24 protein-coding genes and 2 pseudogenes are annotated in these 25,525 nt (G+C 71.8%); 14 read left to right on the forward strand and 12 right to left on the reverse strand.

The window, feature by feature from the left end:
• Positions 1 to 94 precede the first annotated feature (94 nt).
• The gene (gene map, locus ACIGYR_RS11060) at positions 95 to 952 is read right to left on the reverse strand and encodes a type I methionyl aminopeptidase (RefSeq protein ID WP_391838834.1); all 858 of its coding nucleotides are present in this window, start codon (positions 950 to 952) and stop codon (positions 95 to 97) included.
• Positions 953 to 1,011: 59 nt separating this feature from the next.
• Between map and ACIGYR_RS11065 the strand changes: the two genes are divergently transcribed.
• Positions 1,012 to 1,245, forward strand: coding sequence for a hypothetical protein (locus tag ACIGYR_RS11065; RefSeq protein ID WP_399595688.1), 234 nt, complete (start codon positions 1,012 to 1,014; stop codon positions 1,243 to 1,245).
• A gap of 160 nt (positions 1,246 to 1,405) precedes the next feature.
• Here the strand turns inward: ACIGYR_RS11065 and ACIGYR_RS11070 are convergent, their stop codons facing one another.
• A complete protein-coding gene (locus ACIGYR_RS11070; RefSeq protein WP_391838837.1) occupies positions 1,406 to 1,999 on the reverse strand; it encodes a hypothetical protein in 594 nt (197 codons plus the stop codon).
• A gap of 107 nt (positions 2,000 to 2,106) precedes the next feature.
• Here ACIGYR_RS11070 and ACIGYR_RS11075 point away from each other — a divergent pair, with 107 nt between their 5' ends.
• The 3 genes from ACIGYR_RS11075 (at position 2,107) to ACIGYR_RS11085 (ending at position 4,174) form a co-directional block, all read left to right on the forward strand.
• Positions 2,107 to 3,180 carry an exo-alpha-sialidase gene (locus ACIGYR_RS11075; protein WP_399595687.1) on the forward strand — a complete coding sequence of 358 codons (1,074 nt, stop codon included), beginning with the start codon at positions 2,107 to 2,109 and terminating at the stop codon, positions 3,178 to 3,180.
• A 37-nt stretch (positions 3,181 to 3,217) separates the two neighbouring features.
• Positions 3,218 to 3,922 (forward strand): NADPH-dependent F420 reductase, encoded by a 705-nt coding sequence (gene npdG, locus ACIGYR_RS11080; protein ID WP_391838841.1) that lies wholly within the window; start codon positions 3,218 to 3,220, stop codon positions 3,920 to 3,922.
• 66 nt (positions 3,923 to 3,988) lie between these two features.
• Positions 3,989 to 4,174, forward strand: coding sequence for a hypothetical protein (locus ACIGYR_RS11085; RefSeq protein WP_399595684.1), 186 nt, complete (start codon positions 3,989 to 3,991; stop codon positions 4,172 to 4,174).
• On the opposite strand, the gene ACIGYR_RS11090 is transcribed toward ACIGYR_RS11085, so the two are convergent.
• A complete protein-coding gene (locus ACIGYR_RS11090) occupies positions 4,164 to 4,964 on the reverse strand; it encodes a site-2 protease family protein (RefSeq protein WP_391838844.1) in 801 nt (266 codons plus the stop codon). The genes ACIGYR_RS11085 and ACIGYR_RS11090 overlap by 11 nt on opposite strands.
• Positions 4,965 to 5,072: 108 nt before the next feature.
• On the opposite strand from ACIGYR_RS11090, the gene ACIGYR_RS11095 reads away from it, so the two are divergent.
• The gene (locus ACIGYR_RS11095) at positions 5,073 to 5,558 is read left to right on the forward strand and encodes a DUF6578 domain-containing protein (protein ID WP_399595682.1); all 486 of its coding nucleotides are present in this window, start codon (positions 5,073 to 5,075) and stop codon (positions 5,556 to 5,558) included.
• Between the two features lie 14 nt (positions 5,559 to 5,572).
• The gene (locus ACIGYR_RS11100; protein ID WP_399595681.1) at positions 5,573 to 8,824 is read left to right on the forward strand and encodes a BTAD domain-containing putative transcriptional regulator; all 3,252 of its coding nucleotides are present in this window, start codon (positions 5,573 to 5,575) and stop codon (positions 8,822 to 8,824) included.
• Between the two features lie 14 nt (positions 8,825 to 8,838).
• Here ACIGYR_RS11100 and ACIGYR_RS11105 read toward each other — a convergent pair whose 3' ends face one another.
• From ACIGYR_RS11105 to panB, 3 genes are all read right to left on the reverse strand, one after another.
• Complete coding sequence (locus tag ACIGYR_RS11105) at positions 8,839 to 9,660, reverse strand: ABC transporter permease (protein ID WP_399595680.1); 822 nt, start codon at positions 9,658 to 9,660, stop codon at positions 8,839 to 8,841.
• Positions 9,657 to 10,682: an ATP-binding cassette domain-containing protein gene (locus ACIGYR_RS11110; protein ID WP_399595679.1), complete on the reverse strand. Its 1,026-nt coding sequence runs from the start codon at positions 10,680 to 10,682 to the stop codon at positions 9,657 to 9,659. The genes ACIGYR_RS11105 and ACIGYR_RS11110 overlap by 4 nt, the downstream gene beginning before the upstream one ends.
• Before the next feature lie 274 nt (positions 10,683 to 10,956).
• Positions 10,957 to 11,823: a 3-methyl-2-oxobutanoate hydroxymethyltransferase gene (panB, locus tag ACIGYR_RS11115; RefSeq protein WP_399595678.1), complete on the reverse strand. Its 867-nt coding sequence runs from the start codon at positions 11,821 to 11,823 to the stop codon at positions 10,957 to 10,959.
• 214 nt (positions 11,824 to 12,037) lie between these two features.
• Here panB and ACIGYR_RS11120 point away from each other — a divergent pair, with 214 nt between their 5' ends.
• The 7 genes and pseudogenes from ACIGYR_RS11120 to ACIGYR_RS11150 all read left to right on the forward strand — a co-directional run bounded on the left by ACIGYR_RS11120 (position 12,038) and on the right by ACIGYR_RS11150 (position 17,862).
• Positions 12,038 to 13,624 carry an MFS transporter gene (locus ACIGYR_RS11120; protein ID WP_399595677.1) on the forward strand — a complete coding sequence of 529 codons (1,587 nt, stop codon included), beginning with the start codon at positions 12,038 to 12,040 and terminating at the stop codon, positions 13,622 to 13,624.
• Between the two features lie 76 nt (positions 13,625 to 13,700).
• Positions 13,701 to 14,336, forward strand: a complete 636-nt coding sequence (locus ACIGYR_RS11125; protein WP_399595676.1) for a TetR/AcrR family transcriptional regulator — start codon at positions 13,701 to 13,703, stop codon at positions 14,334 to 14,336.
• Positions 14,337 to 14,620: 284 nt separating this feature from the next.
• Positions 14,621 to 15,569 (forward strand): annotated as a pseudogene (locus ACIGYR_RS11130) (endonuclease/exonuclease/phosphatase family protein).
• A gap of 94 nt (positions 15,570 to 15,663) precedes the next feature.
• Positions 15,664 to 16,881 (forward strand): MFS transporter, encoded by a 1,218-nt coding sequence (locus ACIGYR_RS11135; protein WP_399595674.1) that lies wholly within the window; start codon positions 15,664 to 15,666, stop codon positions 16,879 to 16,881.
• Between the two features lie 43 nt (positions 16,882 to 16,924).
• Positions 16,925 to 17,110: pseudogene (locus tag ACIGYR_RS11140) on the forward strand (Scr1 family TA system antitoxin-like transcriptional regulator); the annotation flags it as partial.
• Positions 17,082 to 17,363 (forward strand): DUF397 domain-containing protein, encoded by a 282-nt coding sequence (locus ACIGYR_RS11145; protein WP_399595672.1) that lies wholly within the window; start codon positions 17,082 to 17,084, stop codon positions 17,361 to 17,363. The pseudogene ACIGYR_RS11140 and the gene ACIGYR_RS11145, both read left to right, overlap by 29 nt.
• 97 nt (positions 17,364 to 17,460) lie before the next feature.
• On the forward strand, positions 17,461 to 17,862 hold the full coding sequence (locus ACIGYR_RS11150) for a hypothetical protein (RefSeq protein ID WP_399595670.1): 402 nt from the start codon (positions 17,461 to 17,463) through the stop codon (positions 17,860 to 17,862).
• Between the two features lie 169 nt (positions 17,863 to 18,031).
• Here ACIGYR_RS11150 and ACIGYR_RS11155 read toward each other — a convergent pair whose 3' ends face one another.
• The 3 genes from ACIGYR_RS11155 to ACIGYR_RS11165 all read right to left on the reverse strand — a co-directional run bounded on the left by ACIGYR_RS11155 (position 18,032) and on the right by ACIGYR_RS11165 (position 21,525).
• Positions 18,032 to 19,978: a protease pro-enzyme activation domain-containing protein gene (locus tag ACIGYR_RS11155; RefSeq protein WP_399595668.1), complete on the reverse strand. Its 1,947-nt coding sequence runs from the start codon at positions 19,976 to 19,978 to the stop codon at positions 18,032 to 18,034.
• Positions 19,979 to 20,212: 234 nt separating this feature from the next.
• Positions 20,213 to 20,845, reverse strand: coding sequence for a DUF305 domain-containing protein (locus ACIGYR_RS11160; RefSeq protein WP_399595667.1), 633 nt, complete (start codon positions 20,843 to 20,845; stop codon positions 20,213 to 20,215).
• Complete coding sequence (locus ACIGYR_RS11165) at positions 20,842 to 21,525, reverse strand: DUF3105 domain-containing protein (RefSeq protein WP_399595666.1); 684 nt, start codon at positions 21,523 to 21,525, stop codon at positions 20,842 to 20,844. Before ACIGYR_RS11165 ends, ACIGYR_RS11160 begins: the two co-directional genes overlap by 4 nt.
• Positions 21,526 to 22,034: 509 nt before the next feature.
• Between ACIGYR_RS11165 and ACIGYR_RS11170 the strand changes: the two genes are divergently transcribed.
• Entirely contained in the window at positions 22,035 to 23,396 is a 1,362-nt protein-coding gene (locus ACIGYR_RS11170; protein ID WP_391838869.1) for a glutamine synthetase family protein, read from the forward strand.
• A 217-nt stretch (positions 23,397 to 23,613) separates the two neighbouring features.
• On the opposite strand, the gene ACIGYR_RS11175 is transcribed toward ACIGYR_RS11170, so the two are convergent.
• Genes ACIGYR_RS11175 through ACIGYR_RS11185 form a run of 3 tightly spaced genes read right to left on the reverse strand, consistent with a single transcriptional unit; the run spans position 23,614 to position 25,491 of the window.
• Positions 23,614 to 24,267, reverse strand: a complete 654-nt coding sequence (locus tag ACIGYR_RS11175) for a DUF3618 domain-containing protein (RefSeq protein WP_399595664.1) — start codon at positions 24,265 to 24,267, stop codon at positions 23,614 to 23,616.
• Positions 24,243 to 24,665, reverse strand: coding sequence for a phage holin family protein (locus ACIGYR_RS11180; RefSeq protein WP_399595662.1), 423 nt, complete (start codon positions 24,663 to 24,665; stop codon positions 24,243 to 24,245). The genes ACIGYR_RS11175 and ACIGYR_RS11180 overlap by 25 nt, the downstream gene beginning before the upstream one ends.
• A 1-nt stretch (position 24,666) precedes the next feature.
• A complete protein-coding gene (locus tag ACIGYR_RS11185; protein ID WP_399595661.1) occupies positions 24,667 to 25,491 on the reverse strand; it encodes a hypothetical protein in 825 nt (274 codons plus the stop codon).
• Positions 25,492 to 25,525: the final 34 nt, after the last annotated feature.

Genomic DNA, 25,525 nt, shown 5'->3' on the forward strand with positions numbered 1-25,525 from the left:
TCGTGTCGGCAACTTTGCCGACAGCCTGTCGGTAAAAGCGTACAAGAGAAAGCCCGCCCCCGTCAGGGAGCGGGCCCGGGCGGCCGGGAGGGGATCAGGGGAGGGTCAGGATCTCCGCGCCGGAGTCCGTCACCACCAGCGTGTGCTCGAACTGCGCGGTCCGCCGGCGGTCCTTCGTCACGACCGTCCAGCCGTCCTCCCACATGTCGTACTCGTGGGTGCCCAGCGTCAGCATCGGCTCGATCGTGAACGTCATGCCCGGCTGCATGACCGTCGTCGCGTGCGGACTGTCGTAGTGCGGGACGATCAGCCCGGAGTGGAACGACGAGCTGATGCCGTGGCCGGTGAAGTCACGGACGACGCCGTAGCCGAAGCGCTTGGCGTACGACTCGATGACCCGGCCGATGACATTGATCTGCCGGCCGGGCTTCACGGCCTTGATCGCCCGGTCGAGGGACTCGCGGGTGCGCTCCACCAGCAGCCGCGACTCCTCGTCCACGTCACCCACCAGATAGGTGGCGTTGTTGTCGCCGTGCACCCCGCCGATGTACGCCGTCACGTCCAGGTTGACGATGTCACCGTCCCGGAGGACCGTCGAGTCCGGGATGCCGTGGCAGATGACCTCGTTGACCGAGGTGCACAGCGACTTCGGGAAGCCCCGGTAGCCGAGCGTGGACGGGTAGGCGCCGTGGTCGCACATGTAGTCGTGGGCGACCTTGTCCAGCCGGTCCGTGGTGACCCCGGGCGCGATGATCTTCGCGGCCTCCGCCATCGCCCGCGCGGCGATACGGCCGGCGATCCGCATCGCCTCGATGGTCTCGGGGTTCTGCACCTCCGGCCCGGTGTACGGCGACGGCGCGGGCTTGCCGACGTACTCGGGGCGGCGGATGTTTCCGGGAACCGAACGGATGGGGGACAGCTCCCCTGGTACGAGCAGCGACTGGCCAGACATGCCAGCGAGTCTATCCAGCGGACATGGGGGAACATGTCGGTGGCGAGAGGAGCTGTCCCATGGCCTTGTTCAAGAAGCGCACCGTCGGCAAGCCCGGTGAGTGGTACTACTGCCTGGAACACAAGAAGGTCGAGGAGGGCCCGGACTGCCCGGGCAAGGACCGTTTCGGGCCGTACACCTCCCCGGACGAGGCCCGGCACGCGATGGAGACCGCCGCCGAGCGCAACCTCCAGTGGGAGAACGACCCGCGCTGGCACGACGCCCCCGCGGGCGGCGACACCGAAGACACCTGACCGGACCCCTGCCGCTGAGCCTCAGGCCGCTGACCGGACCCCTGCCGCTGAGCCCCAGGCCGCTGAGCCCCGGACCGCGGCGCGCCGCTCGCGCATCGCACCGCGTGCTCGTCCCTCCGGGCGGTGTGGCACGGTGGACGTGCGCCACCCGCGGGCGAGGTCACCAAGGGGCCGGCGGCGGTGCCATCAGTGCTTCGGCCAGCCTGGACAGCCGGTCCCGGAAACCCCGTCGCACCCTCGGCGAGCCCGCGTTCTCGCCCGCCGCCGCGCTCACCAGGTGCTGCACGGTGTCCAGGTCCAGCTCCGCCCCGTCCGGCACCGCCAGCGTGTCGTGCGCCATGGCGGCCAGCTCGCCGCCGGCGCCCAGGGCCAGCACCGTCACCCCGGCCCGCCGCGCCGAGTGGACCCGTTCCAGCAGCGGCGCCGGCTCCTCGGGCGCCACGACCAGCAGGGTCTCCCCGCGCCGCGCCGCCGCGATCCGGCCCGGCCCGACCGCCAGATGCGCGGGATCGGAGCGGCGCGCGTGATGCCGTACCAGAGTCGGCGCCAGCTCGGGCGTGCCCGACCAGGCCGCCTCGTCCACCAGGTGTGCCGCCAGGTGCCAGGGCTCGTACTCGGGCGTGCCCACCAGCAGCAGCCCGCCCCCGTGCGCCACCACCGAGCCGCGCAGCACCCCCGCGAACCTCCGGGTGGCACCCAGCCACTCCGTCCCGGCGAGCACTTCCCTCAGCCATGCGACCCGTACGGCGTCCATGCGACCGCATCCTGCCGCAACCGGCCAGTCGTGACCCGCAGTTCACCTCGAATTCGCCCGACGTGGGGATGGTCTCGGCCCAGCCACAGGTCGTGAGGAGCCGCCCGATGACCGACGTGACCGTTCCCTTCCGCGCGGGCCACGAGGGATACGCCAGTTTCCGCATCCCCGCGGTCGTCGCCCCCAGGCCCGGCACACTGCTCGCCTTCTGCGAGGGCCGGGCCGACTCCGCGGCCGACCACGGGCACATCGACATCGTGCAGAAGCGGTCCACGGACGGCGGCCGTACCTGGGGCCCGCTCCAGGTCGCCGCGAGCAACGGGGCGAACCTGGCCGGCAATCCCGCCCCCGTCGTCCTCGACACCGGCCGGATCCTGCTCGTGCACATCCGGGCCGCCGCCTTGGCCACCGAAGCCGCCATCCTGCGCGGACAGGTCAAGGACGCCGACGGCCGCCGCGTCTGGGTGCAGCACAGCGACGACGACGGACTCAGCTGGTCCGCGCCGAAGGAGATCACCGCGCAGGTGAAGAAGCCCGGCTGGCGATGGTACGCCACCGCACCGGGCCACGCCCTCCAGCTCTCCTCCGGCCGCGTCCTCGTCCCGGCCAACCACACCGTGCCGCCCACCGGCACCGACACCGGCGCCGAGGCCAGGTACAACAGCGGGCACTGCCTGCTCAGCGACGACCACGGCGAGACCTGGTACCTCGGCTACCTGGACGAGAACACCGACGGCTACGTCAACGTCAACGAGACCACCGCCGCCGAACTCCCCGACGGGCGCGTCTACCTGAACACCCGCAACGACTCGCCGTCCCCCGGCAACCGGGCCGACGCCCACTCCACGGACGGCGGCAGGACACTCGTGAAGCCCTTCCGGCCGCAGGCCGGGCTGACCGCGCCGGTCTGCGAAGCCTCCGTGCTCCAGCTCCGCGCCCCCGACGTGCTCCTCTTCTCCGCCCCGGCCGACCCCGCCGCCCGCGCCCTGATGACGATCCGCGCCTCCGGCGACGGCGGCACCACCTGGCGCACGGCGTTCACCGTCGACGGGCTGCCCGCCGCCTACTCCGACCTCGTCCGCGTCGACCCGCACACGGTCGGACTGCTGTACGAGACGGGCGACTTCGGCACCTACGAGACGATCACCTTCCGCCGGGTGCCCGTGCACCGGCTGACCTGAGCCGGTGCCCTGACGGTCACGGACGTAGAGTCGGGCCATGACCTCTACCGACAGCGCACAGAAGGCCCCCGCCAAGGACCCCTGGGACCTGCCCGACGTCTCCGGGTACGTCGTCGGCGTGCTCGGCGGCACCGGACCGCAGGGCAAGGGCCTCGCCTACCGGCTCGCCAGGGCCGGCCAGAAGGTGATCATCGGCTCCCGGGCCGCCGAGCGCGCGCGGGCCGCCGCCGGTGAACTCGGCCACGGCGTCGAGGGCGCCGACAACGCCGAGACCGCGCGCCGCAGCGACATCGTGATCGTCGCCGTACCGTGGGACGGCCACGGCGACACCCTGAAGTCCCTGCGCGAGGACCTGGCCGGCAAGCTCGTCGTGGACTGCGTCAACCCGCTCGGCTTCGACAAGAAGGGCGCCTACGCCCTCAAGCCGGAGGAGGGCAGCGCCGCCGAGCAGGCCGCCGCCCTGCTGCCGGACTCCCGGGTCACCGCCGCCTTCCACCACCTGTCGGCCGTCCTGCTCCAGGATCCCGAGATCGAGCAGATCGACACCGATGTGATGGTGCTCGGCGAGGAGCGCGCCGACGTGGAGATCGTGCAGGCGCTGGCCGGGCGCATCCCCGGTATGCGCGGCGTCTTCGCGGGCCGCCTGCGCAACGCCCACCAGGTCGAGTCGCTGGTCGCGAACCTGATCTCCGTCAACCGCCGGTACAAGGCACACGCCGGGCTGCGCGTCACCGACGTGTGAGCCACGCGGGGGCCATGGGGGACACTGGTTCTCGTAGCAGTGTCCCCCCGCAAGGAGCCGAGCCCCATGCCCCGCATCGCCCTGTACACCCTCGCCGTCTGCGTGCTCGCCGTCGCCGCGGCGGTCGTCTCCTTCGCCCAGGGCAGCTGGCTGGGGATCGTCTGGGTGCTGCTGGCCGGTCTGTCGTCCAACATGACCTGGTACTACGTGAAGCGGGCCAAGGTCACCCGGAGCGGATCCGTCACGGGCTGACCGAGCAGTACTCGTTGGCGCCCTGCCAGAACCGGTACAGGTCCTGTCCGCAGTACTGCGAGAAGTAGTCCACGTTCAGCGCGCGCATGATCGCGTCGATCACGTCGAAGAAGGCGCCGTTGACGGCGGGCAGCCACAGCAGCGCGAACACGAACAGCAGCCCGAACGGGGCGAACGGCTCCACCTGCCGCTTCACCTTGTACGACAGCCACGGCTCGATCACGCCGTAGCCGTCCAGGCCCGGCACCGGCAGGAAGTTCAGGATCGCCGCCGTCACCTGGAGCAGCGCCAGGAACGCCAGCGCGAACCGGAAGTCCGCGGGCACGCCGTCCAGGGCGTGCAGCCAGAACGGGGCCGTGCACACCGCGGCGAACAGCACGTTCGTCAGCGGGCCCGCCGCCGAGATCAGGCTGTGCCGCCAGCGGCCCTTGATCCGGTTCCGCTCGATGAACACCGCGCCGCCGGGCAGACCGATCCCGCCCATGATCACGAAAAGCACCGGGAGCACGATGCTCAGCAGCGCGTGCGTGTACTTCAGCGGATTCAGCGTGAGATAGCCCTTCGCGCCGACCGTGATGTCCCCGCCGTGCAGGGCGGTGCGCGCGTGCGCGTACTCGTGCAGACACAGGGAGACGATCCAGGCCGCCGTCACGAACAGGAACACCGCGATGCCCGGCTGCGCGGCGAACCCGGACCAGGTGGCCCAGCCGGTCACCGCCGTCACGGCGAGGATGCCGACGAACACGGGACTGACCTGGCGGTCGCCGTGACGGGTGGTGGCGGTGGTCATGGTCGGACTCCTGTACGGCCGGGATGGTCGGGAACTGCGACCGTACCGGCCGCCGACACGAGGGGAAAACGTCTCGCGGTGGCCGTCCGGTTCCAGGAGGGTGGGGGAATGGCACGGACGAGGGTGTTCTACGAGCACTGGCAGATGGAGTGCTGCGGCACACCGTTCGCCGTCGGCGACGAGGTCGGCTGGCGGCTGGTCGCCGTCGACGCCGCGGCCCCGCAGGGCGAGTACTACGGTGCCGGGGCGTGGGTGGAGAACCACGGCGGACCCGACCACCGGACCGCCGGCCGGGTCCGCGGCATCGACCTGGTGCACCAGGAGTACCTGGCCCACCACGATCCGCGCGCCGTCGAGCCGCCCCCCGCGGAACCCGGGGAGGTGGTCCTCATGGCTGCGGGGCGCCGCCTGGAGATGGTGCCCGGCGCGCATACCCTGGAGTCCGTCGACGGCTGCCCGAAGTGGTTCGACGCGTTCGAGGACGAGGAGCCGCCGCCGCGGCAGGTGCCCTTCCGGGTCCGCCGCGCCGTCGGCGCCCTCGTCACCCTGGACGTCCCGGACGGCACACCGCGCCAGTCCCGTGACCCCCGCTGATCCCTCCGGAGACAATGGACCCCGTGCGTTATCGGCTGCTCGGCACCACCCAGGCAATCCGCCCCGACGGCACGACCGTCCCGGTCGGCGGGGCGCGCCTGCGTGCCCTGCTGAGCGTGCTCGCCCTCCGGGCCGGCCGGCCGGTGCCGGCGGCCCTGCTGGTGGACGAGGTGTGGGGCGCCGACCCGCCCGCCGACGCCACCGGCGCGCTCCAGGCGCTCGTCGGCCGGCTCCGGCGGGCCCTCGGCGCCTCCGCCGTCGCCTCCGCCGACGGCGGCTACCGGCTCACCGCCGCACCCGACGACGTCGACGTCATCCGCTTCGAGCGGCTGGCCGGCGACGGCCTCGCCGCCCTCGCCGACGGTGACCCGGCCAAGGCCGCCGCCGTCCTCGACGACGCCCTCGCCCTGTGGCACGGGCCCGCCCTCGCCGACCTGCCCGACCGCACCGCCGAGGCGGCCCGCTGGGAGACCCGCCGCCTCGACGCCCTGCGCGCCCGGCACACCGCCGCCCTCGCCCTCGGCCAGGCCGAGCAAGCACTGCCCGAACTGACCGCCCTGTGCGACGACCACCCGCTGGACGAACCACTCCAGGCACTGCGGCTGCGCGCCCTGCGCGACGCCGGCCGTCCGGCCCAGGCGCTCGCCGCCTACGAGGACGTACGACACCTGCTCGCGGACCGGCTCGGCTCCGCCCCCGGGCCCGAGCTGCGCGCCCTGCACGCCGAGCTGCTGCGGGAGGAACCGGCGAGCCCCCGGCCCGCGACGCGACCGGGCAACCTGCCCGCCCGGCTCACCTCCTTCGTCGGCCGGGAAGCCGACATCCGGGCCATCGGCGCCGATCTCGCCGGGGCCCGGCTGGTCACCCTGCTCGGGCCCGGCGGCGCCGGCAAGACCCGGCTGTCCCAGGAGGCCGCCGAGGCGGTACGGCACACCCTCCGGGACGGGGTGTGGCTCGCCGAGCTGGCCCCCGTGGACGACCCGGACGCCGTACCGCAGGCCGTGCTCACCGCGATCGGCGCCCGCGAGACGGTGCTGCACGGCGCCGGCGTGGAGACCATCCGCGCGGTCGCCGACCGGCACGGCGACCCCCTCGAACGGCTCGTGGAGCACTGCGCCCGGCGCCGGATGCTGATCATCCTGGACAACTGCGAGCACGTCGTCGACGCCGCCGCCCGGCTCACCGAGGGCCTGCTGGCCCGCTGCCCGGAGCTGACCGTCCTCGCCACCAGCCGCGAACCGCTCGGGGTGCCGGGGGAGCTGGTGCGGCCCGTGGAGCCGCTGCCCGAGCCGGTCGCGCTCCGGCTGCTCGCCGACCGTGGCGCGGCGGCCCGCCCCGGCTTCCGGACCGACGACGACCCCGAGGCGTGCGCCGAGATCTGCCGCCGCCTGGACGGGCTCCCGCTCGCCATCGAGCTGGCGGCGGCCCGGCTGCGCATGCTGTCACCCCGGCAGATAGCCGACCGGCTGGACGACCGCTTCCGGCTGCTCACCTCCGGCAGCCGGACCGTGCTGCCCCGCCAGCAGACCCTCAGAGCCGTCGTGGACTGGTCCTGGGACCTGCTGGACGCCGACGAACGGGACGTCCTCGCCCGGCTGTCGGTCTTCGCCGGCGGCTGCGACCTGGCCGCCGCCGAGGCCGTGTGCGGGCCCGTCGCCCTGGACGCGCTCGGCTCCCTGGTCGACAAGTCCCTGGTGGTCGCGGCCCCGGCCGCCGACGGCGGAATGCGCTACCGGCTGCTGGAGACGGTCGCCGAGTACGCCGCCGAACGGCTGGCGGAGACCGGGCACCGGGCCGCCGCCCAGCGCGCCCACCTGTCGTACTACCGCGAACTCGCCCGCACCACCGACCCGTTGCTGCGCGGCCCCGAACAGCGTGCCGCCATCGACCGGCTCCAGCTGGAGTACGAGAACCTGCGCACCGCCCTGCGCCACGCCGTCGCCGTGCGCGACGAGTCGGAGGCACTGTGCCTGGTGCTGTCCCTCCAGTGGTTCTGGCAGATGCGCAACCAGGAGACCGAGGTGCGCACCTGGTGCCAGGAGGTGATGGCGCTCGGCCCCGACCCGTTCGCCGAGCCGGTCCGCCGGGCCCGACCGGTGTGGCAGCGTTTGAACGCCGCCCCGCCGCCGTACCGGGGCGAGGTGCTGCTGGAGGCGCGGCGCGGTGTCCACCTCAGCCATCTCGCGGTCATGGACACCGACCTGGAGTCCTGGCAGACCCCGGAGGCGAAGGCGAAGCTGCGTGTCGTGACGCAGGTGTACGAGCCCGGTCTGCCCCAGGTCTGCCGGGCCCCGGGCATGCTGTGGTTCTTCGCCGAGATGCTGACGGGCGGTGCGGACCGCCTGCGGCCCATCGTCGAGGCCGCCGTACGGACCTGCCGGGCCACCCCGGGCTACGAGTGGGAGCTGGCCGGCGCCCTCCAGATGCGCGCCAACCTGCTGGCCAACCGCACCGCCTGGGCCGGCGACGCCGCCCGGGACGCCGACGAGGCGCTGGAGATCTTCCGCCGGATCGGCGACGCGTGGGGGACCGCCGAGGCGCTGTCCGCGCGCGGCGAGGCCCGTGAACGCAAGGGCGCCTACCGGGAGGCCGCCGCCGACTACCGGGCCGCCATCGAGCACGCCGAACGGCTCGGCGCCCGCGCCCAGGTGGCCGTCCTGCGCTCGCGCCTGGGCAGCGTGCTGATGGAGGCGGGCGACACCGAGCGCGGCGAGCGGATGCTGCGTGAGGTCATCGCCGACCAGCAGGGCACGCACAGCGAGGCGATGCCCGCCGCCCGGCTCTTCCTGTCCTCCTGGCTCGCCCTCACCGGCCGTACCGGCGAGGCCCGCGAGCAACTGCGGTTGCTGCGCGAGGAGTTCCGGATCGCGCACTTCGTCGTCTTCGACGCCCTGCTCGTCATCCAGGAGGCGTTCGTCGACGCTCTGGAGGAGCGGACCGAGGAGGCGCTGACCCGCACGCGCAGGGCGCTGGAGCTGGCCACCGATCCGCTGTCCCGGGCGATCATCCCGCACCTGGACTCCATCTGCCTCACCGTGGCGGCGACGGCCCTGGCCCGCGTCGACGGCCGCGCCGCCGACGCCGCCCGCTGCCTGGCCGCCGCCGAGGCTCTGCTGCCGCCCGGCCATGTGTACTCCGGCATGGAGCGCCGGATGTTCGACCTGACCGAGGCCCGGATCCGCGAGAGCCTCGACGGACCCGGCTACGCGGCCGCGTACACCGAGGGCGGTGGCCTCTCCTTCGCGGAGGCCACCGCCCTGGTCTGATCCGACGCGTACGGTCAGCTCTTGGTGCGGAACTTGTGGACGGCGACCGGCGCCATGATCGCGGTGAGTCCCACCGACCAGATCAGCGTCACCCACAGCGGGCGGGCGACCGCGCCGCCCTCCATCAGCCCGCGCGCGCTGTCGGCCAGCGCGGAGAGCGGGTTGTAGTCGGTGAACGCCTGGAGCCAGCCCGGCATCGACGCGGTCGGCGCGAAGATCGACGAACCGAACTGGAGCGGCATCAGCACCAGGAAGCCCATCGCCTGCACCGACTGGGCGCTCTTCATCACCACGCCGAGGGTCAGGAACACCCACATCAGCGCCGAGCCGAAGACCGCGGACAGCGCCACGGAGGCCACCAGACCGCTCCAGCTGTGCACGTCGTAGCCCACGAGCAGGGCGACCACCAGCAGCACCAGGGTCGCGAACAGCATGCGCAGCAGCTCCACCGCGATCTTCGCGAAGAGCACCGAGCCGCGCCCGATGGGCAGCGAGCGGAAGCGGTCCATCACACCGGAGTTGAAGTCCGTGTTGAAGCCGGTGCCCACGCCCTGGGCCATGTTCATGCCCATCATGGCCAGCAGGCCGGGGATCACGTACTGCACGTACTGGTCCTGGCCGCCGCCCAGCGACTGCCCGATGGAGCCGCCGAAGACGTACACGAACAGCAGGGTGAAGATGACCGGGAACAGGATGGCGTCGAACATCGACTCCGGGTCCTGCCGGATCCACAGCAGGTTGCGGCGGATCAGCGCGCCGGTGTGCCGCAGATGGGCCCGGACCGAGATCGGCGTGTCGGCCTTCGCGGCGGCCGGGGACAGGGTGGCGGAACTCATACGGCGACCTCCTGGCGGTCGTCGGCGGGCACGGTGTCCTGCGGAGCACTGGCGCGGTGGCCGGTGAGGGACAGGAACACCTCGTCCAGGCTGGGCAGTTCGGTGGTGATGGAGGAGACCGTGATGCCGCGCGCGGTGACCGCGCCGACCACGGCGGTCAGCTGCTCGTCGCTCAGGATCGGCACCAGCAGGGTCCCGCTCCGGGTGTCCACGGTGGTGGCCGCGAGCCCGGTGATGCCCAGCTCGTCCAGCATCCCGGCGAGCGGGCGCAGCTCCAGCGGGTCGACCGGCCGCACCCGCAGCGTGCGCCCGCCGACGCGGGCCTTCAGCTCCTCGATGCCGCCCTTGGCGATGACCTTGCCCCGGTCCACCACGGTCAGTTCGGTGGCGAGCTGCTCGGCCTCCTCCATGTACTGGGTGGTGAGCAGCACGGTGACGCCGTCGCCGACCATCGCCTTCACCTCGTCCCACACCTCGTTGCGGGTGCGCGGGTCGAGGCCGGTGGTCGGTTCGTCCAGGTACAGCACGGCCGGCCGGCCGATCATGGAGGCGGCCAGGTCCAGCCGGCGCCGCATACCGCCGGAGTAGGTGCTCGCCGGGCGCCGGGCGGCCTCCGTCAGCGAGAACCGCTCCAGCAGCTCGTCGGCGCGGGCCCGGGCGTCCTTGCGGGACAGGTCCAGCAGCCGGCCGATCAGGTACAGGTTCTCCCAGCCCGGGAGCTTCTCGTCCACCGAGGCGTACTGGCCGGTGAGTCCTATGACCCGGCGCAGCTGCCGGGGCTGGCGTACGACGTCGTACCCGGCGACGGTGGCCTGGCCCGCGTCCGGGGTGATCAGGGTGGACAGGATCCGTACGAGGGTGGTCTTGCCGGCGCCGTTCGGCCCGAGCACACCCATCACGGTGCCCTCGCGCACGTCCAGGTCGACACCGTCCAGTGCCTTGGTCTCGCCGTAGTGCTTGACCAGCCCCCGTACGGTCACGGCGGAGCGTCCGCCGGCGGGGGTGTCGTCGATGCGTGTCATGCCGACGACAATGCCAGGGCCCACCGACAAACGACCGACAGGCCGCCGACACCACCGACAGATCCCCGACAGCGCCCCTGCCCGCGTACCCGGGAGCACCTCGGCCGGGGATCCCCGGCAGCCTCCGCGGTCCGTGGTCCCCGGCAGGCGCCTCGGCCCGCGAGTCCCAAGAGCACTTCGGTCCCGCGCATCCTGGCCGCGCCCCGGCCCGCGAAAGCGGCAGCCCCGCTGACGGGGGAAGATCAGCGGGGCTGCCGGGTGTGCCGGGGGTGGTCTAGTGGACGGAGTGCTCCTCCAGCGGGAAGTTCCCGCCGACGACGTCCTCCGCGAACTCCTTCACCGCGTTGCCCATGACCTCACGCAGGTTCGCGTACTTCTTGACGAACTTCGGCACCCGGCCGGACGTCAGCCCCAGCATGTCGGTCCACACCAGCACCTGCGCGTCCGTCTCCGGCCCGGCGCCGATACCGACAGTCGGGATGTGCAGCACCCGGGTCACCTCGGCCGCCAGCTCCGCCGGCACCAGCTCCAGCACCACCGCGAACGCGCCCGCGTCCTGCACGGCCTTCGCGTCCCGCAGCAGCTGCTGCGCGGCCTCCTCGCCGCGGCCCTGCACGCGGTAGCCCATCGCGTTGACGGACTGCGGGGTCAGGCCGATGTGGGCCATCACCGGGATACCGGACTCCACCAGCAGCCGGATCTGCTCGTGCGAGCGCTCGCCGCCCTCCAGCTTGACCGCGCCGACCCCGGCCTCCTTCACCAGCCGGGTCGCCGAGCGCAGTGCCTGCACCGGACCCTCCTGGTAGGAGCCGAAGGGCAGGTCGCCGACGATCAGGGAGCGGGTCGTACCGCGGACGACGGCCGCCGAGAGCATGGTCATCTCGTCGAGGGTGACGGGCACGGTGGTCTCGTACCCGAGGTGGCAGTTGCCCGCCGAGTCGCCGACCAGGATCACCGGGATGCCGGCCTCGTCGAAGACGGACGCGGTCATCGCGTCGTAGGCGGTGAGCATGGGCCACTTCTCGCCGCGTTCCTTGGCGAGGGTGATGTCGCGGACCGTGATGCGGCGGGTGCCCTTCCCCCCGTACAGCGCCTTGCTGCCGTCGGAAGGCTTGTTCTGGGCAGCCGAAAGCTGCGTCATGGCAACGGCTCCTTCAGTCATCTCGAGGCGCCCTGACGGCGTCCCCGGATCGCCTCCATGGTGGCACCTCGTGCCGACCAGGGCCAGGGGGACCCCCTGTGATCCCCGCCCATGGCTGGTACCCGCCCCTGCCGGGGCCCGGCTGTGTAAGACCTTGGTAAAAGAAATAAGATACGAGACGGTACCGTATCGAAATGATCGTAGCCTCGGACGCATGACACGTTCCGTCCCTGCCTCCCGAATACCCGAAGCGGTGCACCGGCGGCGCTGGGCGATTCTCGGCGTCCTGATGCTGAGCCTGCTCATCGTGGTGCTCGACAACTCGATCCTGAACGTCGCCATCAAGACCATCGCGACCCCGGCCCCGACCGGTCTCGGCGCCACCCAGAGCGAGATCGAGTGGGCGATCAACTCCTACACACTCGTCTTCGCCGGCCTGCTGTTCACCGCCGGACTGGTCGGCGACCGGCTCGGCCGCAAGAAGGTGCTGCTCGGCGGCATCGCCCTGTTCGGCATCGGCTCGGCGCTCGCCGCCGAGTCCGGCTCCCCGGGCCAGCTGATCGCCTTCCGCGCGCTGATGGCCCTCGGTGCCGCCTTCGTCATGCCCGCCACCCTCGCCGTCCTCATGAACGTCTTCGAGCGCGAGGAGCAGCCCAAGGCCATCGGCATCTGGGCCGGCGGCGTCGGCCTCGCCATCGCCATCGGCCCGATCACCGGTGGCGCGCTCCTCGACCACTTCTGGTGGGGCTCGGTCTTCCTCATCAACGTGCCCATCGTGATCGTCGCGCTCGTGCTGATGACCTGGCTGGTGCCCGACTCCCGCGACCCGCGTCCCGGCCGCCTCGACCCCATCGGCGTGGTCCTGTCCGTCGTCGGTCTGGTGCTGCTGGTCTACGGCATCATCAAGGGCGGTGAGCTGGCCGACTTCACCGACCTCAAGGTGCTGGGCACGATCGTCGCCGGTGTCGTCGTCCTGGCCGGCTTCGTCGTCTTCGAGAAGCGCAGCGACCACCCCTCGCTCGACGTCTCCTACTTCAAGAACAAGGTCTTCTCGGCCGCCATGAGCGCCATCGCGCTGGTCTTCTTCGCGCTGATGGGCGTCACCTTCTTCGGCGTCTTCTACACCCAGAGCGTGCGCGGCTACTCCCCGCTGGAGTCCGGTGTGCTGATGCTGCCGCTCGCCGCCGCCCAGCTGATCTTCGCGCCGCGCGCCCGGCTGCTGGTCGACCGGTTCGGCAACAGGGCCACCACCACCGGCGGCCTGGTGCTGATCGCCGCCACGCTGGCCGCGTTCGCCACCTTCGAGGCCGACACGCCGATCTGGCTGCTGGAGGTCGTCTTCTTCCTCATGGGCACCGGCATGGCGCACATCATGACGCCGACCTCCGTCGTCATCATGCAGGCGCTGCCCCGTGAGAAGGCCGGCTCCGCCTCCGCGCTCAGCAACACCTTCCGCCAGGTCGGCGGCGCCCTGGGCATCGCCGTCCTCGGCTCGGTCCTCGCCACCTCCTACCGCAACGGCATCGAGGGCGAGCTCGGCCTGCTGCCGCCCGGCCTGCGGGACACCGCCGCCGAGTCCATCGAGGCCACGCTCGGCGTCGCCGAGAAGCTCGGCCCACAGGGCAGGGCCCTGGTGGCCCCCGCCAACGACGCGTTCCTGCACGCCATGCACGTCACCGCCCTGTGCGGGACGGGCGTCGCGCTGATCGGCGCCGTGGTGACCGCGCTGTTCCTGCCGGGCAGGCCGCCCGCCGGTCAGGACGGCGAGAGGGAGCCGGAGTTGATCACGGCGGCGGACTGATTCGACGAACGGTTCCACGGGGGAGGGAGGCGACTGCGGGACAATCCCCGCAGGACATCGAGAGGACGGAACTCACGTGAGCCTTGCCGACAGCCGACCACGGCCGGACACACCCGCGCGAGGACGGCCGCGCAGCGAAGCCGCGGAACGCGCCATCCTGGAGGGCGTGATGAAGCTCATGGAGGAGGGCGTGCCCCTCGCCGAGCTCTCCATCGAGCGCATCGCCCGCACCGCCGGGGTCGGCAAGGCCACCATCTACCGCCGCTGGAGCGGCAAGGAGGAACTCTTCGTCGACGTGGTCCGCGCGGCCGAGCCACCCGAACCCGAACTCCCCGGCACGTCCATGCGCGACGACCTCCTCGTCCTGCTGGAGAACCTGCGCCAGCGCGGACTGGCCAGCCGTTCCTCGGCGCTTCTGCACAACGTGCACGCCCAGATGAAGTCCAACCCCAGGATCTGGGCGGCGTACCACGAGAACGTCATAGCGCCCCGGCGCGACCTCGTCCTCGACGTGCTGCGCCGCGGGCAGCTCAACGGTGAACTCCGGCCGGACGTCGACGTGGAACTGGCCAACGACCTGTTCGTCGGTCCGGTCCTCGTCCGCTCCGTACTGCGTCCCGACGCCGACCTGCCCGAGGGTCTGGCCGAGGACATCGTCGACACCGTCCTGGCCGGCCTACGGCCCGTCAGTTCGACAGTCCCGCAGCACTAATGTGCGCGTTTCGTCACAGACCCCGTCCGCCCCGGGGGTAACCGGAACTCCCGGCCCCGGCTCGCTCGTCCTCGTCTTCCGTACGGCCGTCATGGGACGGCGGGGAACGGAGCCGATCATCCCCTAGGGTCGGAAGTGAACGGGGGACGAACGGTGTGCACGGCAGGCAGTGAGGCAGACGGTATGGCGCAGCAGGCGTACAGGACGGAGACGGCGGACGGCGGCTCGGGGCCCGAGCGACCGGGGTCCCGGCTCCGGCGTCTCGCGCACCGCGCGTTCTCCGGCTGGCGGGGCGATCCGCGCGTCTGGCGCCGCGGCCTCGTCCTCGCCGTGCTGGCCCTGCTGCTCGCCCTGGTGATGCTCGTCCACGCGCACATCCCGAACCGGGTGGGCAACCTCGGCAGTCTCACCGAGACGTTTCTGCCCTGGGTGGGCCTGGCCATCCCGGTACTGCTGGTGCTCGGTCTGGTCCGGAAGTCGGCGACCGCGCTCATCGCCGTCCTGCTCCCGGCGATCGTGTGGCTGAACCTCTTCGGCGGACTGCTGACCGACAAGTCGGGCAGCGGCGGCGACCTCATGGTGGCCACCCACAACGTCAACGCCGACAATCCCGACCCGGCCGCGACCGCCGAGGACGTGGCCGGTTCCGGCGCCGACCTGCTGGCCCTGGAGGAACTGCCCGCCTCCTCCGTCCCGGTCTACGAGAAGGCGCTCGGGCCGACGTACCAGTACCACGCGGTGGTCGGCACGGTCGGTCTGTGGAGCAAGTACCCGATGACCGACGTCCGCGCCGTCGACATCAAGCTGGGCTGGAAGCGGGCGATGCGCGCCACCGTGACGACCCCGCGGGGCCCGGTCGCGGTCTACGTCGCGCACATGCCCTCGGTGCGGGTCAAGATGGAGGCCGGCTTCACCGCCCGCCAGCGGGACAAGAGCGCCGACGCGCTCGGTGAGGCGATCGCCCACGAGACTTTGGGGCGCGTGGTCCTGCTCGGCGACCTCAACGGCACGATGAACGACCGCTCGCTCAACGGCGTCACCTCGCAGCTGCGCTCCACGCAGGGCGCGGCGGGCAGCGGATTCGGCTTCAGCTGGCCGGCGTCGTTCCCGATGGCGCGGATCGACCAGATCATGGTCAAGGGCGTCGAGCCGGAGAGTTCCTGGACGCTCCCGCGCACGAACAGCGACCACCTGCCGGTGGCGGCCCGTGTGAAGCTCGACACAGCTTCTTGATCCGCTGGAATTCTGGGCCTGAGAGCATTTGTTCCGTACGGGAACTTACTGCGAGACTCGAACCTGTACGGCACTCCGCTCTGAAAGGTCCTTCATGCCCCTGGCCCTGCTCGCCCTCGCCGTGGGCGCCTTCGGCATCGGCACGACCGAGTTCGTGATGATGGGGCTGCTCCCCGACGTCGCGGACGACCTGCACATCTCGATCCCCAGCGCCGGGCACCTGGTCTCGGCGTACGCGCTGGGTGTCGTCATCGGCGCCCCGCTGCTGGCCGCCGTGACCGCGCGCATGTCCCGCCGCACGGTCCTGATGGCCCTCATGGGCCTGTTCGTGGTGGGCAACGCACTCTCCGCGCTCGCCCCCGGCAACGGCTCCCTGCTGGCCGCACGCTTCCTCAGCGGTCTGCCGCACGGCGCCTTCTTCGGCGTGGGCGCGGTCGTCGCCACGGCGATGGTCCCGCCGGAGCGCAAGGCCCGCTCGGTGTCCCTGATGTTCCTCGGCCTGACCGTCGCCAACATCGCCGGCGTGCCCGCCGCCACCCTCATGGGGCAGCACCTCGGCTGGCGGGCGACGTTCCTCGCCGTGAGCGCGATCGGCCTGGCCGCGATCGCCTCGCTCGCCCTCCTCATCCCGCGGGACCGCGAGCACGCGGCGTCCTCGACGGGCCTGCGCGGCGAACTGGCCGCCCTGACGTCGCTGCCGGTCTGGCTGGCCCTGGGCACCACGGTGGCGGGCTTCGGCGCGCTCTTCGCGGCGTACAGCTACGTGACGCCGATGCTGACGGACGCGGCCGGCTTCGCCGAGACGAACGTGACCCTGCTCCTGGCGCTGTTCGGCGTCGGTGCCACCGCGGGCAACCTCCTGGGCGGGCGCCTCGCGGACCACTCCCTGCGCGGCACCCTCTTCGGCGGCCTGGCCGCCCTGGCGGCGGTCCTGGCGTTCTTCCCCCTCCTCATGCGCGCGGAGTGGAGCGCGGCCCTGGCGGTGGCCCTCCTCGGCATGGCCGCGTTCATCACCGGCTCCCCGCTCCAGCTGATGGTGATGGAGAAGGCCGCGGCGGCTCCCTCCCTCGCCTCCTCGGCCAACCAGGCGGCCTTCAACATGGCCAACGCCGGCGGCGCCTGGATCGGCGGCCTGACCCTCGCGGCGGGCCTCGGCCCGACGTCCCCGGCCCTCGCGGGCGCGGCCCTGGCGGTACTGGGCCTGGGCGTGGCGAGCGTGGCCTACGCGGTCGACCGCCGCCGGGAGACTCCGTCGGCGGGCCGGGTGGTCACCTCGCACGTACCGGAGGAGTCGCAGGCGCTGCGCCGCTGAACCGACACGGCGAGCGGAGGGCGCGGCGGTCGGTGGCTGCGCGCCGCTCTTCTCTACGGAGGCGCTGCACAGCGGTGACACCATCGAAGATCCGGCACTCGTGGCGCAGTACCGCTGGTCGTACGATCAGCTCAGGGCCGTCGCGCTATCGCCTAAGGCGTCCCTGGCCATGATCAAGTCAGCGTCAGAGGATTGCCGAAGTGGCAAGCAGCCGGATCGATTTGAGTGACGCGCTCTGGTTCAAGAGCAGCTACGGCAACGCGGGTGGCGGCGACTGCGTCGAAGTGGCGCACGACTTCCCCGGCGCAGCCCTCTGGCGCAAGTCGAGCTACAGCAACGGTGACGGCGGCCACTGTGTCGAAGTCGCCGACAACCTCCCCGGTCTCGTCCCCGTCCGGGACTCCAAGGCTCCCGACGGCCCCGCCCTCATCCTCACCCTCACCGCCTGGGCTCCCTTTATCGCCTCGCTCAAGTCCCTGTAGGAATACCCGACTTGGGCGGTGCCGGGTGCGGAGGGAAGCGAGGTGTACGGTGATCACATCGACAGCTCGCGCAGTCTCACCTTCCATGGGAGGCACCGTGCAAAGCAGTATCGTCCCGGCCCAGGAGCGACGCAGTCCCGAGTGGGGCTGGTTCCTGGCATGGCTCGCGGTCGGCGGGTGTCTCGCCCTGGGGCTGGCCGCTCTGCTGTCGGTCGGCGTGGTCCTGGTGGTTCTGGCCGCGCCGGCCGCCGTGTTCCTGTTCCGTAAGGGGCACCGGACCGCCGTGGTCGGGTCTCTCGCGGGCCTGGCCCTGCCCCTCTTCTACCTCGCCTACCTGAACCGGGGCGGCCCCGGGAGCGTGTGCCGCACCACGGCGACCGGGCTGAGCTGCACCGACGAGTACACCCCGGTGCCGTTCCTGGTCGGCGGCGCCCTGTTGGTCGCGGCCGGCCTGCTGGCGTTCCTCGTGCTGGACCGCCGGCGGCGCGGGACGAACTGACCTGGTCGTGCGGGGGACGGGCTGAGCCGGTCGTGCGGACGGGCTGAGCCGGTCGTGCGGGGGACGGACTGGCCCGGTCGTGCGGGAGACGAACTGGTCCGGTCATGCGAAGGGGCGTGAGGTCACCTGGACCCCACGCCCCCTCACCGCTCAGCGGAGCGTCAGTGCGTCAGTGCTTCTTGGCGTACGACTGCACGTAGCCGTTGGCCGGTGAGCCCACGCCCGTCACGTCGTCGTAGCCCTTCACCGCGGACAGCGAGCTGTCCTTGCCGAGGCTGCGGACCGAGTACAGCAGGCCGCCGGAGGCGTCGAGGCCGTTGGCGAAGTCCACGCGGGCGACCGCGAGGCCGGAGCCGGTCGGGTTGTCCGTGACGTCGTGGTAGACGCCCTGCTTGCCGTACTTGGCGTAGATCGCCGGGTTGGCGAAGCCGAGCGCCTTGCCGCCGCGCGCCTCCTGGGCCAGGGCCTGGACCGCCGCGATCACCGGAGCGGCCAGCGAGGTGCCGCCGATGCGGTACTCGCTGTACTTCTCCGTGCCGTCGGGGAAGGTCTGGGTCTGGCCGACCAGGAAGCCGGTGTTCGGGTCGGCGATGGCCGCGATGTCCGGGACGACGCGGTTGCCGGCGGCGTTGTTGGCCTTGGCGAGCGTGTCCGGGACGACGCCCTTCTGGTAGTACGGCGCGGCGACCGTCTTGCTGGTGCCGCCACCCGCGCCCGAGGTGAACGCGCCGGGGAAGCCGGCCCAGCTCTTGCCGTCGGCCGACAGGGTCGCCTTCTCGGTGCCCCAGCCGGTCTCCCACTGGTACGTGTCGCCCTTGCCGACGGCCAGCGAGGTGCCGCCGACCGCGGTCACCCACGCCGAGTTGGCCGGGGTGTCGACCTGCTTGGCACCGGAGGCCGCGGCCTGGTCGCCGTCGTCACCGGAGGAGAAGTAGAAGCCGATGCCCTGCACCGCGCCCAGCTGGAAGACCTGGTCGTAGGCGGCCGCGAGGTCCGGCGTCTGGTTGGCCTCGATGTCGCCCCAGGAGTTGGAGACGATGTCGGCCAGGTGGTTGTCGACGATCTTGCTGAGGGAGTCCAGCAGGTCGTCGTCGTAGCAGGAGGCCGCGCCCACGTACGTGACGTCCGCGGCCGGCGCGACCGCGTGCACGGCCTGGACGTCGAGGGTCTCCTCGCCGTACCAGCCGGCCGCGCCGCACTCCTCGGTCCTGGTGTAGTTCTTCGGCAGCACCTGGTGCAGCTGGCCGGTCTTCCAGGCCGCGTCGCCGTGCTTCTTCGCGTAGGTGCCCGCGTCGAAGGCGATGGTGGGCGAGGCGTAGGCGTCCGTGATCGCGATCCGGACCTTCTTGCCGGTGTACTCGCCCGCGCCGTAGGCGGCGCGCAGCTGCTTGCCGGTGTAGCCCTTGACCGCGTACGGGATCTTCTGGCCGTAGGCGTCCGGCAGCGTGGTCGCGACGTTCGAGCCGTAGTACGAGGAGAACGGCCCGGCGTTCCTGAACACGGCGTCCGGCGGCGGCAGCTGGTCGTCGTGGTTGGCCTTGTGCGGGGCGTTGTCCAGGCCGGTGACGGTCAGGACGGCGCCCCGCAGGGCGGCCGGCACGGACGCGGTCCGCGCCGGGGCGCGGTACGTCTTCGAGCCCTTGGCGAAGTTGTGCAGCTGGGTGCCGAACGCCTTCTCGGCGGCGGCCACGTCACCGGAGACGGAGACGTAGTGCGGGGTGACCTCGGTGACGGTCAGACCGGCCGACTTCAGCCAGGACTTGACCGCGGCGACCTGGGCCTCGGTGGCGCCGAAGCGGGCCTGCACCTTCTTGGCGCTCAGGTACTTGCCGTACAGCGGCGAGCTCGGGTCGGACACGGCCTTGGCGTAGGCCGCGAGCCCGGCCGCGTCCTTGCCGGCCAGGTAGACGCGGGCCTTGACCTGGGCGCTGTCGGAGGTCGCCCCCTTGTCCGCCTTGGCCGTGGCCCAGAGCGGCTTGCTGCCCTTCAGTACGTCACGGGCGGGGCTGTCCGCGGCGTGTGCCGCGGGTATGCCCAGCGCCAGCGCGCCGGCGATCATGGGCAGTGTCGCTGCCATGCTCACACCTGCGCGCATGGTGGCGCGGTTGGATCTCATAGAACCCCCTGCGATGCGGTTCGCATGCATGTAGTGGCTGGTACGTCATGCGATCTGCGCGCAGGCCCGCGGCGGTTCGGCCGGCGAATGGATCACACGACGGGGGCCACTCTTTCGATGAACCGTTCATGCCAGGGGAACGTAAAAGTCAAGAGAAGCTCAAGTGGCGGTCAGACAGGGTGAATTGCGGCTTTCATTCCTCACGGTCGCGTAACGGAACGGCCTGGCGCCTGGTCAAGGACGGGGTTGCGCACCCCGCTCCTTGAGCATCCCGGCCATCAGCTCGACCTCCGACTGCTGCGCGTCGACCATGCCCTGCGCGAGTCGCTTCTCCACGTCGACGGTGCACTTGGCGACACAGCCCTCGGCCATGTGGATGCCCCCCTTGTGATGGGCCGTCATGAGCTGGAGGTAGAGGATCTCCGCCTGCTTGCCGTTCAGCGACTGCAGCTTCCTCAGCTCGGTGTCGGTCGCCATGCCCGGCATCAGCGCGCCGTCCTTGCCGGAGGCCATGTCGCGCATGCCCATCCAGGTCATCGGCGGCTCGGCCGACACCTTCGGCAGCTCCCACAGGTCGAGCCAGCCCAGCATCATGCCGCGCTGGTTGGCCTGCGTCTGCGCGATGTCGTACGCGAGCCGCCGCACCTCCTCGTTCTTCGTGCGGTCCCGCACGATGTACGACATCTCGACGGCCTGCTGGTGGTGGACGGACATGTCCCGCGCGAAGCCGGCGTCGGCCGACTCCGCGCCCGGTGTCTTCGTGGCCGGTCCGCCGGACTCCTCGGCGACCGCGTAGGTGATCGCGCCGGCGGCGACGAGCACCGCCGCCGCCGACCCGGCGACCCAGCCGACGTACCGCCGGGTCACTTCATGACCCCGCCGGTGCACGAGGCGCCCGGCTCGGGCGTCTGCCGGCCCTGCACGTAGGTGGCGAAGAACTTGTCCACTTCCGGATCCTTCGCGCTCTTCACCGCCACCTGGTGGCCCCAGGCCGACAGGATCAGCGGGGCGTCCTGGTTCTCGTACGGGCTCATCAGCGAGTACGGCGTCTTCTTCACCTTCGCCGCGAGCGCGTCGACGTCGGCCTTCTGCGCCTTGCCGGTGTACGTCACCCAGACCGCGCCGTGCTCCAGCGCGTGCACGGCGTTCTCGTCCTGGACCGGCTCGGTGTAGACGTCGCCGTTGCAGTTCAGCCAGACCGGGTTGTGGTTGCCGCCGACCGGCGGGTGCATCGGGTACGACACCTTGGCCGTCACATGCGTCCGGGACAGCTTGCCCGACCAGGTCTTCACCCCGTCCTTGCCGGTGGTGAAGCCCCCGGAGTCCCCGGAGCCCTTGCCGTCGTCACTCGCGGCCGTGTCCTTCTTGTCCTCGTCCGTCTGCGAGTTCACCAGGACCACGCCGCCGACGACGAGACCGGCGACGACCACCACGCTGGCGGCGATGACGAGGATCCGGTTACGGCGTTCCTTGGCGCGCTCGGAGCGCCGCATCTCCTCTATGCGCGCCTTGCGCGCCTCGGTGCTGCTGTTGTTGCCGGAACCCATGAGGTGTCCTTCTGAGGAAAGGGGCGTGGATGTGGAAGGTGAGGCCAGCTGATCGTAAGGGGAGAGGGAGGCGCTTCCGTAGGGGAGGCGCGGGGAACCGTCGGGATTTCGCTCGGCTCGTCCCCGTGGGCGTGGGCGTGGGCGTGGGCGTGGGCGTGGGCGTGGGCGTGGGCGTGGGCGTGGGCGTGGGCGTGGCCGCCGTGGGGTGGGCGCGGACGCCGGCGGCTCCGGCGCGGCGCGGAAGGGAACAGTTATTCGGATGAACGTTCGACGCTGGAGGGCAGGGGGGTGCGGCCGGTCCGCCCATGACGGATGCCAGTGCGAGCAGGCAAGATGGGGCGAGAGCGCAGTACACCTGCCGTACGAGAGGCGTTCAGCACGCGGACGCTCGGGCGATCAAGGTCCGCAACGCGCGTGAAATGGTGTTGTGGTGGGATGCTCAGGTGCCCGACCGTCTCCCGTGTTGCCAGGGACAGGCGGCCTGACCAGCAAGGATGGGGAAGCGGAAGATGGACAAGCAGCAGGAGTTCGTGCTCCGGACCTTGGAGGAGCGTGACATCCGGTTCGTACGCCTGTGGTTCACGGACGTGCTGGGCTTCCTGAAGTCCGTCGCCGTGGCCCCGGCCGAACTGGAGCAGGCTTTCGACGAGGGCATCGGCTTCGACGGGTCCGCCATCGAGGGCTTCGCCCGGGTCTACGAGTCCGACATGATCGCCAAGCCGGACCCCTCCACCTTCCAGGTCCTGCCGTGGCGCGCCGAGACCCCCGGCACCGCCCGCATGTTCTGCGACATCCTCATGCCGGACGGCTCCCCCTCCTTCGCCGACCCGCGCTATGTCCTCAAGCGGGCCCTCGCCCGCACCTCCGACCTGGGCTTCACCTTCTACACCCACCCGGAGATCGAGTTCTTCCTGCTGAAGGACCGCCCGCTGGACGGCACCCGCCCGACCCCCGCCGACAACTCGGGCTACTTCGACCACACCCCGACCAACGTCGGCATGGACTTCCGCCGCCAGGCGATCACCATGCTGGAGTCGATGGGCATCTCGGTGGAGTTCTCCCACCACGAGGGCGCCCCCGGCCAGCAGGAGATCGACCTGCGGTACGCCGACGCGCTCTCCACGGCCGACAACATCATGACCTTCCGCCTGGTCATGAAGCAGGTGGCACTGGAACAGGGCGTCCAGGCGACATTCATGCCGAAGCCTTTCTCCGAGCACCCCGGCTCCGGCATGCACACCCACCTGTCCCTCTTCGAGGGCGACCGCAACGCGTTCTACGAGTCCGGCGCCGAGTACCAGCTCTCCAAGGTCGGCCGCTCCTTCATCGCGGGCCTGCTCAAGCACGCCGCCGAGATCTCCGCGGTCACCAACCAGTGGGTGAACTCCTACAAGCGCATCTGGGGCGGCTCCGAGCGCACGGCCGGCGCCGGCGGCGAGGCCCCCTCGTACATCTGCTGGGGCCACAACAACCGCAGCGCCCTGGTCCGCGTCCCGATGTACAAGCCCGGCAAGACCGGCTCCGCCCGGGTGGAGGTCCGCTCCATCGACGCCGGCACGAACCCGTACCTGGCCTACGCCGTCCTGCTGGCCGCCGGCCTGAAGGGCATCGAGGAGGGCTACGAACTCCCGCCGGGCGCCGAGGACGACGTCTGGGCCCTCTCCGACGCCGAACGCCGCGCGATGGGCATCGAGCCCCTCCCGCAGAACCTCGGTGAGGCCCTGACCCTGATGGAGCGCAGCGACCTGGTCGCCGAAACCCTCGGCGAGCACGTCTTCGACTTCTTCCTGCGCAACAAGCGCGCCGAATGGCACGAGTACCGCTCCGAGGTCACCGCGTTCGAGCTGCGCAAGAACCTGCCGGTGCTGTAGGCGGCGGTCCGGGCGGATCGGGGTACCGGGGACGCGTGTTCTTCTTCTTCGGCAACCGGATCGGATGCCTCGGCTCGGTGCTCGTCAGCGGGGTGGCGACCGTCGTCCTGATCATGATCTTCAGTCGCTGACCGTCCGCCCGGACACCCTGCCGGCAGCGCCCCGCGCCTCCGTGGCCCCGGGGCGCTGCCGTGCCGGGCAGCGCCGTGACCCGTCCTCAGGGCGTCTCGTCCGTCAGATGCCGGCCGGACTCACGTGCTTGCTCGGCGACCTCGCCGGTCCGGTCGCGCGCCTCCTCCTGGGTGACACGGGCCGCCTGGGCCGCGCTGTCCTGTATCTCCGAGGCCGCGTTCTGCGCCACCTCCCGGGCGCCTTCCTTCAGGTTCTGCGCGGACTCGACGGCGGCCTGCTTGACCGGTTCCATGGCTTCGCTCTGCAGAAGATCGGACGCCGCCTGCTGCTCGGCCTGCGTCGCAGGCAGCAGCGAGGACGCCAGGGCGCCGACGCCGAAGGCGATCAGCCCGGCGGCCAGCGGGTTGCCCCGCGTCTGGCTCCGGGCCAGCTCGGGCGCCCGCTGGACGGCCTGCCCCGCCTCGCCGGCCGCGTCGCGTGCGGCGTCGACCGCGCGTCCGGTGCCCTCCTGCAGCGAGCCGGCCGCCGACTGCGCGGTGTCCGTCACGCTCTGCGCGCTCTGGGACGCGCTGCCCATGACCCGCTCACGGATGCCGGACACCGCGCCACGCATGCGCTGCGTGCGACGGCGGACCACGCGCCGGGGACTGGTCCGGTCGGCGAGCCGGTCCACGTCCGAGGACAGCCGGTCGCGCGTGGCCTCGATCTCAGCCCTCACCTGGTCGGGTGACGTGCCCATTCCGCGTTCTCCTTCAAGGTCTCGACGGTTCGCTCGGGTTTCGGGGAGACGGCGCGCATCCGGTCCCGGCCCCGCTGGTAGAGCACGGCCGCGACGACCGCCCACACCGCGGCGACGATGAGGGCGGCCCATCCCCCGTCCAGCACGTTGGACAGGCCGAGCACGGCGGCCAGCGACAGGAACAGCAGGACCATGTAGCCGGCGAACCCGGCTCCGCCGTACATGCCGGCGGCCTTGCCCGCTCGGGTCCCCTCCTCCCTGATCTCGGCTTTGGCCAGCTTCACCTCCTGACGGAAGAGCGTCTGCAGGTCCGAGGTCACCTCGGACAGGAGCTGTCCCACGGAGGCGTCCCGCTCCGGCGGCCGGGGCACGCCGGGCGTGGGCGAGGCGGTGGACATCTCACACCTCCGGGGAGGTCCGGCCCGGGGTGTCCTCCGGCGGCGTGCCGACGACCGGCGGGACCTGCGGTGGTGGCGGCACCGCCGCTCCCGTGCCGGGCTCGGGGGGCGCCGGCGGTGTCTGCGCGGGGGTTCCGGGGGCGGGCGCCGCCGGGGGAACGACGGGCGGTGTCGGCGGTGTTGCCGAGGCGGGCGCCGCGGTGGACGCGGGGAACGGCTGCGCGGAGGTCCCGGGCTCGGGCTCCGCGGCGGTGGGCGGCAGTGCCTCGGGAGCCGCCGCGTTCGTCACCGCTCGCTCCGGCCGGGCTGCGGCCTGCTCCCGCCCGGATCCATCGGACCGGGAGGCGGTCCCCGCCGCCTTCGCCAGGCGTCCCACCGCGAGTCCGGCCAGCAGCGCGCCGCCCAGGAAGGCGCCGGGACGCCGACGCGCGAACTGCTGGAGGTCGGAGACGACGCCCTGGGCCCCCTGCTTCTCCAGATAGTCGGCGGCCCGGTGGCCCTTGTCGGCTGCCTGGGCCGCCAGACTGCGGGCCGGGGAGTCCTGCTGGGCGTTCTCGGCGATCCCGGACAGGTCCTGCGACCACTGCCGCAGCGCGTCGGCCGCACGCCTGGTCTGTCCCTCGGCCTCGTCCGCCACACGGCTGCATACCTGGTCGATGACGGTCCCCACCTGCTGCCGCGCCTCTCCTACGACCGCCCTGGTCTGTTCCGCCGCGGTCCCGGCGACCTCGGTCGCCGCCTGCTTGGCCTGGCCGGCGGTCGCGGTGGCCTCCGTCATGACCTTCTCCCCGGTGGCCCCGGTGCCGGTCTGTATGGACTCACTCATCGGCGACTTCTCCTCGTCGGATGGGTTCGCGTGT

Source organism: Streptomyces sp. NPDC053076 (assembly GCF_044546845.1).
Taxonomy (GTDB): domain Bacteria; phylum Actinomycetota; class Actinomycetes; order Streptomycetales; family Streptomycetaceae; genus Streptomyces.